We start from the raw sequence: 12,965 nt of genomic DNA on the forward strand, positions 1-12,965 counted from the left end.
TGCTTTCTTAATACGCGCGGCCCGGAATAACTTTGTTTCCAATTACGCTGGCGGATAACCGAATTTAAATTTAACGCCTTCTTTGGGGTTTTTTTCGTTAATAAAATTGCTGCCGCATTTTGTTATTAACGTTAATGGGCGCAGAGATAATACCGGCTGCGATAAAACACTGCGTTTGCCTGGGCTGTGAGTGGGGGACAAATGGTAGGCTGGGTATTGCCAAAATCTCATGGCCCGATGCCTTGGCGCCGGGCCTTTCGCATAGGAGCGAGCCACCATGGAATACACCAAACTGGGTACGACCGGGCTGGATATCTCCAGATTGTGCCTGGGCTGCATGACCTTTGGCGAGCCAAACGCCGGTGCCCACCCCTGGACCTTGGACGAAGAACGTTCGCGGCCCCTTTTTCGCCACGCCGTGGAGCAGGGCATCAACTTCTTTGATACCGCCAACAGCTACTCTGCTGGCACCTCAGAAGTGATGGTGGGCAAGTTCCTCAAGGAATTTACCCGCCGCGACGACATCGTGCTGGCCACCAAGGTGTTCTTCCCGCCCGGCGCCGCCGGCGCCCCGGCCAGCCCCAACGGCAAGGGATTGTCGCGCAAGGCGATCATGGCGCAGATTGACGCCAGCCTCAGCCGCCTTGGCACCGATTATGTGGATCTCTACCAAATCCACCGCTGGGACTACGACACCCCCATCGAAGAGACCATGGAGGCGCTGCACGACGTGGTAAAAGCCGGTAAGGCCCGCTATATCGGCGCGTCCTCGATGTTTGCCTGGCAGTTTGCCAAGGCCCAGGCGGTGGCGCGCGAGCACGGCTGGACCCGCTTTGTGTCCATGCAAAACTACCTGAACCTGCTGTACCGCGAAGAAGAACGGGAGATGATCCCCTTGTGCGCCGACCAAGGGGTAGGGCTGATGCCCTGGAGCCCGCTGGCCCGTGGCCACCTGACACGCCCACGTGGCCAGGGTACGGCCCGCAGCGCATCAGATGTGTTTGGGAAAACCCTGTTTGAGCGTACCGAGCAGGCCGACGGCCAGGTGATTGACGCCGTCGAGGCGGTGGCCAAAGCCCGGGGCGTGCCCATGGCGCAAGTGGCCCTGGCCTGGGTGCTGGCCAAACCGCAAGTCTCGGCGCCCATTGTCGGCGCCTCGAAAACGGCGCAACTTGATGATGCCGTGGCGGCCCTGGCCCTTAAGCTAACCGATGAGGAAATCGCCCAGCTTGAGCAGCACTACCTGCCTCACAGCGTTACCGGGCACCAATAAAAAAGCGCCGAAAGGCGCTTTTTTATTGGTTAGTCATGCAAGGTGGTTTTGGTGAGTGCTTCGCTGCAAACCCAGAGCTGTTCGGCATTTTGCGGGTCCACCGCGTAAGGCTCCACGCCCATGGCCCTGTCTGCTCTGCTTTGCGAGGCAAAGTCGTCCACGGAGGACTTTGCCTCGGCCCTGAGCAAGGGGGCAATGTCTGAATCCAAACAGTAGACGCCGCCCTTATCTTGCAATTGTGGGCTGACGGCACACCAAATCTGGGTTGCTGCGCCTTGGGGAACCGATTTCATGTCGAGCTTGGGGTTGATCACAGGATTACCCTGGGCATCGATAAAGCCCATGGCTTTTATCCGTTCAGGGTCCATGTGCTTCGCCAGGCCGGTAATGATGCCTCCCGGATGCACCGAAAAAGCCCTTATGCTGAACGGTTGGCCCCGCTGGTCCAATGCCTTGGCAAACAGGGCGTTAGCGGTTTTGGACTGGCCGTAAGCTACCCAGGGATCGTAGGGGCGCTGGCTAAAATGGATGTCGTCAAAGTCGATATCGGAGAAGCGATGCCCCATGGATGATACGGCGATCACTCGGGCTCCTTGCGCTCGTTTCAGCGCGGGCCAGAGGGCGGCGGTGAGTTGGAAATGCCCGAGGTGGTTAGTGGAAAACTGTAACTCGTAACCTCGGCTGTCTCGGTTGAGCGTGGGTAAGGCCATGATGCCGGCCGAATTCACCAGGATATGCAGTGCCAAACCGCTTTGCTCAAAGGTTTGGGCAAAGCGACTGATACTTGCTGGGTCGCAAAGATCCATCGGGGCTAGCTCAATTCCCCCGCCGATGGCCGCGATATTGTCCCTGGCCTTTGCCATATCCCTTGCCGGTACTATGACCCGAGCGCCGGCGCTGGCTAAGGTGCGGGCAGTCTCAAGCCCCAGCCCGGCGTAACCCCCGGTAACGATGGCGACCTTGCCAACCAAATTGATGCCTTTGATGACATCGACAGAGGTCGACCAGGGAGAAAAACCGGAATGAAGGGGCTGCTGCGTTGTTGTCATGATGATTGTCTCCTGAAAGTGTCGGATCATGCTAACGTGGCAGCGGTTGAACGATTAATGCGTAAAAGTGCGGTTTCTCTTTTTAAAGGTTCGGATTTGTCTCGAGATACGCTTTCACATTTGCTTCGTTTAATGGAGCTGAAAACCGTCTTTGCCGGCGGGCTGCATGCCGGTGGTGACTGGAGCCTGAGTTTTGCCTCGCCCCAGAAAGTAAAATTCATGATGGTTGGCCGAGGCAACTGTGCACTGCAGTTCCATGGCACCGATACCCTGGTGCCATTGGCCTGCGGTGATATTGTGCTGCTCAATAAAAGTGGCCCTTTTACCATTGGTAGCCATAGCGCCTTATTAGCCAATTTGCCGCAGCAGTCAGCCAGTCAGGTTTTTGAAGATAAAAGCCAGGCCATGGTGCAGGTTGGCGAAGGGCGGGATCTGATCCTGCTCGGTTGCCATTTGGATGTGGAACAATCGTCATATAGCGATCTATTCCTCAGTAGCCTGCCGGCTTTTTCCTTGATCCCTGCCAATAGTCCGGCAGCATCCAAGCTCAAGTGGTTGATAGAGTCAGTATTGGATGAAGCCAGTGACATTCGCCCCGGAACGGAGCTGGCCATGGCCAATATCATCAATATGATTTTCATCCATTTGCTGCGTGATCGGCTGTTCTTAGAGCCGGTTACCGAAGCGAGCTTGCTAAACGCCCTAAGCGATAACAGGTTAGAAAAAGCCATTGGTTTGATGCATCAGCAGCCCGAGCAAGCATGGACGCTGGCTGAATTAGCCAAGACGGTGGCCATGTCCCGCACTACTTTTGCAACCCGCTTTAAAGAGGCGGCCGGTATTGCGCCCTTGGCTTATTTAACCAAGCTGCGTATGGCCCTGGCGCAGCGCCTACTTCGCCAGGGGAAGCAATCTCTGGAACAAGTAGCAAGCGCCGTGGGGTATGGGTCTGAGGCGGCTTTCAGTACCGCCTTTAAAAGACTGGTAGGGCAATCCCCTGCTCTTTGGCGGCGCACGCGGGTCGGGTAAAGGCTATTTTGCCAGACGGCGGGCGCGGACAATGCGCCCGCTTTCTTTTAAGGTGATCTCCACGGCGCCGTGGGCCACGGCCAGGGCGCGCATGTCCTGGTTGATGTCGTAATGGCTCTTGTGGGTGCCGGGGTGCTGGTGCCAGCGCCGCTGCATGCCGATTTTCTCGGCCATGGCATGAAGTTCGGCCTCGGTGTCGGCCAGCATATGGCACATCACCATGCCCCGAAAGGGCGCTTGCATGTTGTCTACGTATACCGCCACGGGCATGCTCGCTTGCTTAAAAAACGCCCGCACTTTACCAAAGCCGGGGGCTGGCGGCAAAGGTCGCAACCGCGGCGGCTATTGGTAATAATGGCGCCACCGCTTCTCGCAAAGGCAACGTGCATGACCAAACCGCAAGGCCCCAAGGGCCAGTTGCAAGGGGATATCTTCTGGTCTAACGGCCAGCAGCCCCTGGCCGAGGCGCAGGTGGCGCTGCTTAAGGCCGTTGAGCAAAGCGGCTCCATTTCCAAGGCCGCCAAGCTGGTGGGCATCAGCTACAAAACCGCCTGGGATCGCATCGATGCCATGAACAATATGTCGAGCCAAGCGCTGGTAAGCCGCACCACCGGCGGCGCCCAGGGTGGCGGCACCCGGCTCACCGAACATGGCCTTCGCATTGTGGCGGGCTTTGAGCAGCTACAAGACGAGCACCGGCGCTTTATCGCCCAACTGGGCCACAAGGTGCAGTCGCTTAACGATGTGGCGTCATTTATGAAAGGAGGCAGCTTGCATACCAGCGCCAGGAACCAGTTTCGCGGCTTGATTCGCCGCATTAGTGCCAGCGCCATCAACACCGAAGTGGAGTTGGATATCGGCGCCGGCCAGCCGCTGGTGGCGATGATCACCCGCGACAGCGTCGAGCGCCTGGGCTTGCTGGAGGGCAGCGAGGTTATCGCCTTAGTGAAAGCCTCATCGGTGATAGTAAGCACTGACACGGCCATTCAAACCAGCGCCCGCAACAAGCTGGTGGGCAAGGTAGCCAGGGTGCTCACCGGCAGCGTCAACAGCGATATCACCATCGATATCGGCGGCAACAAGGCGGTGAGCGCCATCGTCACCAACGAAAGCGCTAAAAACCTGGCCCTTGCCGAAGGGATAGAAGCCTGCGCCCTTTTTAAAGCGCCCAGCGTCATTTTGCTCAAAGAAGGTTAACGGACAATCGCCACCGATTTTATCTGCGCCCACAAAGATTGCCCTGGCTGCAAGGCAAGGGTGCTGGCCGAGCGGCGGGTAAGGCGGGCAATGAGGTGGTCGTTTTGGGCCTTAAGGCGCACCAGCACCATGGCGTCGTCTTTGTCTGGCACCATTTGCTCCACCTCGACCGCCAGCAGGTTAAGGATGCTCGAATCGCTGTGGCGGCTAAGGCTCAGGCTCACGTCTCTGGCCTGAACCCGAAGCCGCACCGGGCTGCCCAAGGTATCGCCGCTGTCTCTGACCCAAAGCGCGCCGCCCGGGCAGGCCACCTTGGCCAGATGCCATTGGCTATCGCGCTCCGCCAGCTGGCCTTGCCAGACCACGCTGGCGTCGTCCCCTGCCGGCAGCGGTAAATCGAGGCGCGAAAGCACCTCCCCCACGGCTCCTTCGGCCTTTACCTTGCCACTTTGCATCACCACCACATGGTCGGCCAGGCGCGCCACTTCATCCATGGCGTGGCTGACATACACCACCGGCAGCGCAAAGCTGGTACGCAGCTTTTCAAGGTAGGGCAAAATTTCTTGCTTGCGCGCCATATCAAGGGCGGCCAGGGGCTCGTCCATCAACAATAGGCTGGGCTGGATCAACAGCGCCCGGGCAATGGCCACCCGCTGGCGCTCGCCGCCGGAGAGTTGGTGCGGGTATCGCCCCAGCAGCGGCTCGATGCCCATCACCGCCAGCACCTTTTGATAGAGCGCCACGGGGGTGGCTTTACCAGAGCGCTTGGTGGCGTAATCGAGGTTGCCTTTGGCGGTGAGGTGCGGGAACAGGCTCGATTCTTGAAACACATACCCCAGCGGCCTTTTGTGGGTTTTCAAAAAGAGGCCCTGGTCTTGCCAGGTATCGCCATTGACCTTCAGGCGCCCCACCGGGGCGCGCTCAAGGCCGGCCAGGCAGCGCAGCAAGGTGGTTTTGCCGGAGCCTGAGTGGCCGAAAATGGCGCTGACCCCTTGGCCGGGCAGGGTGAGGTCAACATCCAGGTTAAAGGCCGACTCGCCCTTGCCGGTCAGCCCCAGCGCAAAACGGGCTTCGATACCGTGTTTAGACACCATCACTCCTTACCTGAGGCCCCACAGGCTGCTTTTACGTTGCAGGCTGTAAAGCCCCAGCAGCACCACAAAGGCAAAAACAACCATGGCGGCGCTTAGCATCTGGGCATGGCCGTATTCCAGGGCCTCGACGTGGTCATAAATTTGTACCGACACCACCCGGGTCTGGCCGGGGATATTGCCGCCTATCATCAGCACCACCCCAAATTCCCCCACGGTGTGGGCAAAGCCCAGCACGGCGGCGGTTATAAAACCGGGTTTGGCAAGGGGCAGCACCACGCTGAAAAACCGGTCCCAGGGGCCGGCCCTTAAGGTGGCGGCCACTTCCAAAGGCCGCTCGCCTATGGCTTCCATGGCGTTTTGCAGCGGCTGGACCACAAAGGGCAGCGAATAAATCACCGACGCCACCACCAGCCCCCAGAAGGTAAAGGGCAGGGTGCCAAGGCCAAGGGCGCTGGTGGCCTTGCCCACAAAACCGTTAGGGCCCATGGCGATGAGCAGGTAAAAGCCCAGCACCGTTGGCGGCAGCACCAGCGGCAGGGCCACCAGGGCGCCGATGGGCCCTTTAAGCCAGGAGCGGGTGCGGGCCAGCCACCAGGCGATGGGGGTACCCAACAGCAGCAGCAGCGCGGTAACGGTGCTGGCCAGCTTCAGGGTGAGCCAAACGGCGGTAAGGTCAGCGTCGGAAAAAGCCATGGATGGGGTTACTCGGTTTTGTAGCCGTAGGCATGGATGATAGCGCGAGCGGCATCGCTTTGAAGATACGAAAGTAAGGCTTTGGCGCCGGCATCGTCGGCCCCGGCTTTAAGCAGCACTGCGTCCTGGCGGATGGGGCTGTAATACTCGCTTGGCACCAGCCAACTGGAGCCGGAGGTGACTTTGCCATTGCTCATGATCTGCGACAGCGCCACAAAGCCGATGTCGGCATTGCCGGAGGCCACAAACTGGTAGGTCTGGGAGATGTTTTCACCCTGCACCCATTTGGCGCGGGTGGCGGCGGTGAGCTGCATTTTCTCAAGGGTCTGGGTGGCAGCCAGGCCATAGGGGGCCAGCTTGGGGTTGGCCAAAGACAGCTTGTTGAACTGGCCGCTTTGCAGTGGCTCGCCGCCGTCTTTGACCACACCGGCTTTAGGCGACCACAGCGCCAGGGTGCCGATGGCATAGGTAAAGCGGCTGCCGGGTACCATCAGGCCAGCTTTTTCCATGGCGATGGGTTTGGCCTGGTCGGCCGAGAGGAATATCTCATAGGGGGCGCCGTTTTGAATTTGCGCAAAGAACTTGCCGGAAGAGCCAAAGGCCAGGCTCACCTTGTAGCCGGAGGTTTTTTCAAATTGTTGGGCAATTTGCTTCATCGGCGCCGTGAAGTTGGCCGCTACCGCCACTTGAATGTCTTTTGCATAGACGGGACTAATGAATAAATAAATAACAGTTATTAAAGACAGACTTTTAACCAACTTCATACCTTTTTCCTCAGCCAACTTTCATTTTGATGCTTGTCATTCTAAAGCATTCTGCTTACCGTTATATAGCGTTTTATATATCGAATATTTAAAAGTCATGGATCCAGCATCTCGGCTGTGAAAGCGACATTTCTTATTTTTTTATTTTCTTTTTTGGGAGCTCAAGTCATGAAGAAAGGGCAATCCTTAGGGGTGTTGTTGCCTTTGGCATCGCTGCTGTTCTGTTCCTCGGCGGTGTTGGCCGCAGAGGCCTCACCTTGGCAATTCGACGGCCAGTACCGGCTGCGTTATGAAAGCCTGCAAAACGCCTACCGCGCCAATGCCCATGGCGACGACAGCGTGCTGGCCTCGCAGCTTTTGGCCAGCCTCAAATACCAGGGCGAGAACCTCCTTGGCCAGGTAGAGCTGGAAGATGCCCGCACCTGGCTCGACGACAGCGGCACCCCCCTTGGCAGCGATGATGTCAACACCCTTGAGCCCCTGCAGGCCTGGCTTGGCTGGCATGACGGCGACAAATGGCAGGTGCGGGTTGGCCGCCAGACCCTGGATCTCGGCAGCCGCCGACTGATGGCCCGCCAGCGTTTTCGTAACACCATCAACGCTTTTGACGGTATTTACGGCAGTTATAACGACGGCTTTGCCACCTGGCAGGGGTTTTACTTCAACCCGGTGACCATCCGCCCCGATAACCGCCAGGACCTTGACCACAACAAGACCCACCTGGACAAAGAAAGCAACGACCACGTCTGGGGCCTGGACTGGAACCACAAGGGCGCCACCGACTGGGAGCTTTACTACTACGGCACCGACAGCAATCGTGGCCAGCTTAAATTGAGCACCCTGGGCTTTCGCAACCTCAACGCCATCGCCGCCAACCAGTGGCACTACGAGGTGGAAGCGGCCTACCAGTTTGGTGACAACGGCGATTTGGACGTCAACGCCGGTATGTTCCACGGCGAAATCGGCTACCAGTTCGATGACGCCCTGGCTTCGCGCCTGTCATTGCTGGCCGATTACGCCAGTGGCGACAGCGATCCGAACGACGGCAAATCCCAGCGCTTTAACACCCTGTTCGGGGTAAGCCGCTTCGACTTTGGCCCTACCGGCATCTACGGCGCCTTTGCCCGCACCAACATCATCTCCCCCGGCGTGCAGTGGGATTTCAAACCCGCTATCGGCAAAAGCGCTTTTATCGCCTACCGCGCCTTGTGGCTGGCCTCGGCCCACGATTCGCAATCGCGCTCCGGGCTGCGTGATACCAGCGGCGACAGCGGCCGCTTTGTCGGCCATCAAATCGAGGCCCGCTGGCGCATCGATTTGATGAAGCAGCTGCAGCTGGAGATTGGCGCGGCCTACCTCATCAAGGGCGAGTTCTTCCGTGATGCCCCCAGCGCCCCGGACGACGGCAACACCCGCTACTTCTACACCCAGGCCACCTACAAGTTCTAAAGGCCAGGCCGCTAAAAAGCGCTTCTTGATGAAGCGCTTTTTTTTTATCGGCAACGCCCCCTTTTTACGCCGCCCACCGGCACTGATAGATAGGGTTGATTAGCGCTTCAAATTCATTGGCCTGTGCCGCTTTTTGTTACCGCTCAGGCGAGCTTGGCGTTGTGAATCGCCCCTACTTTCCTAGACACCTCAAGAGCCTCAAACTGAGGTCATTCAGGAGGTGTTATGAGCAAGCAGCAACGTTACACGGAAGAATTCAAACTGGCCGCCGTCAAGCAGGTGACTGAGCGCAATTATCCAGTGGCAGAGGTCGCTGAGCGACTGGGTGTTTCCAGCCACAGCCTTTACGCCTGGCTCAAACGCTACAGCCAGCCCGAAGGCCAGCAACAGCATGACTCAAGCCAGCAAGCCGAAATTCGGCGCCTCAAGGCTGAACTGCGTCGCGTCACCGATGAGCGAGATATCTTAAAAAAGGCCGCCGCGTACTTTGCCAAGCTGTCAGGGTAAGGTACGCCTTCATCCGGGAACACTCATCCACACATCCCATCCGCAGACTGTGTCGGATGATGAATGTCCACCCGAGCGGTTATTACGCCTGGCAGCACCAGCCTTTATCTGCCCGAGCTCTGGAAGACCAACGCCTCCTGGGACAGATCAAACAATGTTGGCTAGAAAGCGGGGGCGTCTATGGTTATCGCAAGATCCGGGATGACCTGCGCGAGATGGGCGAGACCTGTGGTAAACACCGGGTAGCGCGATTAATGCGTCATGAAGGTTTACGTTCACAAACCGGTTATCGTCGCCGTCCCGGTCATTATGGTGGCCGGCCAACAGTGGTTGCACCGAATCATCTTGAACGCCAGTTCGATGTGACTGAGCCAAATAAGGTTTGGGTAACGGACATCACCTATATCCGAACCCATGAAGGCTGGCTCTATCTGGCTGCGGTATTGGATTTGTTCTCACGACAAGTCATTGGGTGGTCAATGGGGCCCCGGATCGAGAGCTGGCCATCAGCGCGTTACTGATGGCGGTGTGGCGACGGCGGCCCGAGCAGGAAGTGCTGGTTCATTCCGACCAAGGTAGCCAGTTTAGCAGCTATGACTGGCAGGATTTTTTGCGGGAGCACCGGCTCAAGGGCAGCATGAGCAGACGCGGCAATTGTCATGACAACGCAGTGGCGGAGAGTTTCTTCCAGCTCCTAAAACGCGAGCGGATCCGACGTAAAACCTATACGGATCGCGAGGAGGCCCGACAGGATGTATTCAATTACATTGAAATGTTTTACAACCCCAAGCGTCGGCATAGTTTCAACAATGGACTATCGCCAGTAGAGTGTGAAAAGCAATATTTCGAACGGCTCAAAAGTGTCTAAAGAAGCCGGGGCGATTCACGAATAAGCTGATATTCAAGTCCAAGGAACAGCGAGGTCAGTTTCTTTACTGTAGTGAAAAACTGAAAGTATTGTGCGAACAGCATGACCTCAAGGGTCTTCGGTTCGATAGTGACCTATTAGCCATTTCTTGATGGCTTCATAATGCAGGGACGCATAGTGATTACTAAGGTTCTCCGAATTAAAGATGACAGCGAGCACTATCTGATCTCAGGGCTAGGCCATTGCGAACTGAGAAAGGTGCACGAGACATTTTCCACAACAAGGGCCATATTGGCTCAGTCAAGTACTAACGAGTCAGTAAAAGAGCTTTGGAAGCCGGTCGATTTTAGTATGAACGATGCGACTCGTGCCCAAAAGGGCGCAAAAATGCCCGATATAGCCCTTTGGAAGTGTGGCTTTATCCTCCATCAGCGCGCCTATCAGTGTGACGACGACCCGCCTTTGAGGAGCGTTTATCACGGCACTGTTTAGCCGCAGCTTTAAAGAGATATAGGTGGCAGTTTATCGGGCTTTTACGGCCCAATAGTCCCGCCCCCAAATATTGCGCCTTGGTATTGGCGCTGGGATAAAAGGTTTTATTACTCTGCCAATGCTGGCTGTCATGGCGCTTAAAGCCCACGTCACCACGCACCCGGCCCAACCAAAACCAGCCAAGGGCATCGACTGCCCGAAACCACGGGTTGCGATACCCGGCATCGGTGACGATAAGGGGGCAGCAGCCTTGAGGCAGGACCGCCGCCAACTCCTGCAAAAACGGGTTATGGCTAACCGGGGAGTTGTATTGGGCGAAGGGAAACACCCGCTCATACAGCACCACCGAGCGCCCTTGCACACTGACTGATGCCCGCAAGGTCAAATGCCGTGTCTGCTCCCGTACATCCGACCAATCCACCAAGATGATGGGCATTGGGTTGGCGCCACACAATAAATGGGCATGCCAGCGATAAATGGCAAGGCGCTCCGAATGAAGCTGCGTATTACCCAGCAGACGGTCCATGCGTTTGATGTTGTGCTTGGGCGCAACCTTGCCGGTGATGTTGCGGCCCAGTTGGGTGAGCGAAAGCTGCTGGCCGTCCAACAAGGCCCTGGTGGCCGTCATCAGCGAAGACAGCCGTTTGGCATGGATGGCAGGGCATTGTTTTTTAAGCAAATCATGTAAGATACGAATGTCGTGCATGGTGCTGTAGCTAATTGGTTTTTGGCGAAATGGATTAGATCAGACAGCACCATGCACGTCTACCCAATTGAAAAATAAAGCGTTTATCTGGGGATTCCCTAGACAGCTGCATCAGTAAGCGCGCCAAGATGGTCAACATCCAGTACCGCCTACCCAGTAAAGGGGCGGTGGCCCACTTGGTTATCGACGCCACAGGCCTAAAAGTCTTTGACGAAGGCGAATGGAAACAACGTAAGTACGGTAAGGAGCAGAGCACCTAGCGGTGGACGCCCAAACTCATGAGGCAATTGGTGCCGAAGTGAGCTTGGAAAGCGTGGGAGACAGTGAAGTCCTACCTGGCCTGCTCAATCCGCTGCGCCGCCATATCCATCAGGTCAGTGCTGACGGCGCCTACAACAGCAAAACCTGCCACCGACGCCTGCAAAAGAAAGGCGCCAAAGCCACTATTCCACCCCGTAAAACAGCGGGCTTTTGGGAGGAAGGGCATCCACGAAACGACGCCGTGGCGGCACTGAAAGCCGGGCAACTGGCGGAATGGAAAAAGGAAAGCGGCTATCACCAACGGTCAAAAGCGGAAACAGCGATGTCCCGTTACAAGCAGCTCATCAGCCCGAAGCTCAGCCTGCGCAGTCACAACGGCCAGGTTGCCGAGGCCCTGGCTGAGGTGAAGGTGATGAACAAAATGCTGACCTTAGGCATGCCTGAACGCCTGCCGGTCAGCTAAGGGCGCCAAGCCCATTAGGGGACTGCGTTTCCTTGTCGGATTGGAAACAACGCCGTTGAGTAGTTGTAGCATGTTGAGAACCCGGTGTCCGGCGGTAGGTGTTTGTTTGGCGACAGATCTGATCGCGCAAACGGACCCGGGTTCCCTTCCTTGAGTAATCTACTATTCTGAACAGCTATTTAGCTAAAACCGGAGCTTTAAATAGTACAAGGTGATCTACCATCCTGCACAGCTATTTAGACTAATTTTAAGTAGGAATTATATTAAGTAGCTAGTATCTATTTTATGTCACACTACCTATAGTTACAGAAAATTCAGAGCAGACATAGCATCCTTTGACTCACCCTCTATCAAAAAAAATATAATAACTTGCTTCATTTTCATGAAGTCCTTAATGGATTTTTATGCCTCATAAAAACTGACATTAAATATGAATGTAAGCTCAATATATTAAGACTAAGACGATGCATTTTTTTTTACACTAAAACTCTTTAAGTATGTATTGATATAATCACTTGACTCGAGCAACTTTTCCGTGCTGACACCATCTCTTGCTTGAATTGATATTCCTTGAATTACTGCGCCAATCGCAAAGGCAACACTGTTAGGAGTAGTTGTTTTCAATTGACCATCATTAATTCCTTTAATAATACGAAGATTAAAATTAGAAATTGTATCCAGACGCATTTTTTGTGAAGCTTTAACTAAAAATTCATGCTCTCTTCCACAAGTTAAAGCACTCAAACAAACCATGCATCCTTTTGGATTACTTTCACTAGAGAAATCTTTTACAGAAGCTTGACTATAAGCATGGAAAGCTTCAAATACATCTAAATTATTCAAGATATCGAGACGTTTTTTTGCGAATAAGAGATGATAGAGTTCAAGTGCACTGCAATAGGTATTTGCTTTCGACTTGAACGCTGTATAAAAGCTTTGAAGAGTAATCCCCATGCCTTCAACTAAGTCGTTAACAGAAGTGCCTTCGTAACCAAACTCCCAAAAGATAATCATTGCCTTTCTCAGCGCATCATTTTTGTTGAACCCTAACGGCCTACCACGACGCCGAGCACCATTATTTGTCATAGTGACCACTGTTGAAAATCCTCCCGCACTCATT

12 protein-coding genes and 3 pseudogenes are annotated in these 12,965 nt (G+C 55.4%); 8 read left to right on the plus strand and 7 right to left on the minus strand.

The window, feature by feature from the left end; translation table 11 throughout:
- The first annotated feature begins 277 nt into the window (after nt 1–277).
- Nucleotides 278–1,273 carry an aldo/keto reductase gene (locus EDC28_RS10300; protein WP_123421542.1) on the plus strand — a complete coding sequence of 332 codons (996 nt, stop codon included), beginning with the start codon at nt 278–280 and terminating at the stop codon, nt 1,271–1,273.
- Nucleotides 1,274–1,302: 29 nt separating this feature from the next.
- Here the strand turns inward: EDC28_RS10300 and EDC28_RS10305 are convergent, their stop codons facing one another.
- Complete coding sequence (locus EDC28_RS10305; protein WP_123421543.1) at nt 1,303–2,322, minus strand: SDR family NAD(P)-dependent oxidoreductase; 1,020 nt, start codon at nt 2,320–2,322, stop codon at nt 1,303–1,305.
- On the opposite strand from EDC28_RS10305, the gene EDC28_RS10310 reads away from it, so the two are divergent.
- Nucleotides 2,296–3,351 carry an AraC family transcriptional regulator gene (locus EDC28_RS10310; protein ID WP_123421544.1) on the plus strand — a complete coding sequence of 352 codons (1,056 nt, stop codon included), beginning with the start codon at nt 2,296–2,298 and terminating at the stop codon, nt 3,349–3,351. The genes EDC28_RS10305 and EDC28_RS10310 overlap by 27 nt on opposite strands.
- A 3-nt stretch (nt 3,352–3,354) precedes the next feature.
- On the opposite strand, the gene EDC28_RS10315 is transcribed toward EDC28_RS10310, so the two are convergent.
- On the minus strand, nt 3,355–3,621 hold the full coding sequence (locus EDC28_RS10315; RefSeq protein WP_336391523.1) for a DUF4031 domain-containing protein: 267 nt from the start codon (nt 3,619–3,621) through the stop codon (nt 3,355–3,357).
- A gap of 117 nt (nt 3,622–3,738) precedes the next feature.
- Between EDC28_RS10315 and EDC28_RS10320 the strand changes: the two genes are divergently transcribed.
- Nucleotides 3,739–4,548 carry a TOBE domain-containing protein gene (locus EDC28_RS10320; protein WP_123421545.1) on the plus strand — a complete coding sequence of 270 codons (810 nt, stop codon included), beginning with the start codon at nt 3,739–3,741 and terminating at the stop codon, nt 4,546–4,548.
- Here the strand turns inward: EDC28_RS10320 and modC are convergent.
- Genes modC through modA form a run of 3 tightly spaced genes read right to left on the minus strand, consistent with a single transcriptional unit; the run spans nt 4,545 to nt 7,021 of the window.
- Nucleotides 4,545–5,639: a molybdenum ABC transporter ATP-binding protein gene (gene modC, locus EDC28_RS10325; protein WP_336391524.1), complete on the minus strand. Its 1,095-nt coding sequence runs from the start codon at nt 5,637–5,639 to the stop codon at nt 4,545–4,547. The two genes, EDC28_RS10320 and modC, sit on opposite strands and share 4 nt — an antisense overlap.
- Before the next feature lie 9 nt (nt 5,640–5,648).
- Nucleotides 5,649–6,335: a molybdate ABC transporter permease subunit gene (modB, locus tag EDC28_RS10330; RefSeq protein ID WP_123421547.1), complete on the minus strand. Its 687-nt coding sequence runs from the start codon at nt 6,333–6,335 to the stop codon at nt 5,649–5,651.
- Between the two features lie 8 nt (nt 6,336–6,343).
- A complete protein-coding gene (gene modA / locus EDC28_RS10335; protein ID WP_244946572.1) occupies nt 6,344–7,021 on the minus strand; it encodes a molybdate ABC transporter substrate-binding protein in 678 nt (225 codons plus the stop codon).
- Between the two features lie 246 nt (nt 7,022–7,267).
- Here modA and EDC28_RS10340 point away from each other — a divergent pair, with 246 nt between their 5' ends.
- The 4 genes and pseudogenes from EDC28_RS10340 (at nt 7,268) to EDC28_RS20340 (ending at nt 9,923) form a co-directional block, all read left to right on the plus strand.
- Nucleotides 7,268–8,548: an alginate export family protein gene (locus tag EDC28_RS10340; protein WP_123421549.1), complete on the plus strand. Its 1,281-nt coding sequence runs from the start codon at nt 7,268–7,270 to the stop codon at nt 8,546–8,548.
- A gap of 225 nt (nt 8,549–8,773) precedes the next feature.
- Nucleotides 8,774–9,055 (plus strand): transposase, encoded by a 282-nt coding sequence (locus tag EDC28_RS20330; RefSeq protein ID WP_244946573.1) that lies wholly within the window; start codon nt 8,774–8,776, stop codon nt 9,053–9,055.
- 11 nt (nt 9,056–9,066) lie between these two features.
- Nucleotides 9,067–9,653, plus strand: a pseudogene (locus tag EDC28_RS20335) (IS3 family transposase); the annotation flags it as partial.
- A gap of 39 nt (nt 9,654–9,692) precedes the next feature.
- The gene (locus EDC28_RS20340) at nt 9,693–9,923 is read left to right on the plus strand and encodes an IS3 family transposase (RefSeq protein ID WP_244946581.1); all 231 of its coding nucleotides are present in this window, start codon (nt 9,693–9,695) and stop codon (nt 9,921–9,923) included.
- Between the two features lie 430 nt (nt 9,924–10,353).
- On the opposite strand, the pseudogene EDC28_RS10350 reads toward EDC28_RS20340, so the two are convergent.
- A pseudogene (locus EDC28_RS10350) lies at nt 10,354–11,121 on the minus strand (IS4 family transposase); the annotation flags it as partial.
- 104 nt (nt 11,122–11,225) lie between these two features.
- Here EDC28_RS10350 and EDC28_RS10355 point away from each other — a divergent pair.
- Nucleotides 11,226–11,845: pseudogene (locus EDC28_RS10355) on the plus strand (IS5 family transposase); the annotation flags it as partial.
- A 456-nt stretch (nt 11,846–12,301) separates the two neighbouring features.
- On the opposite strand, the gene EDC28_RS10360 reads toward EDC28_RS10355, so the two are convergent.
- Entirely contained in the window at nt 12,302–12,931 is a 630-nt protein-coding gene (locus EDC28_RS10360) for a TetR/AcrR family transcriptional regulator (protein ID WP_244946582.1), read from the minus strand.
- Nucleotides 12,932–12,965 lie beyond the last annotated feature (34 nt).

This window comes from Gallaecimonas pentaromativorans (assembly GCF_003751625.1).
In the GTDB taxonomy this organism is placed as follows: Bacteria; Pseudomonadota; Gammaproteobacteria; order Enterobacterales; family Gallaecimonadaceae; genus Gallaecimonas; species Gallaecimonas pentaromativorans.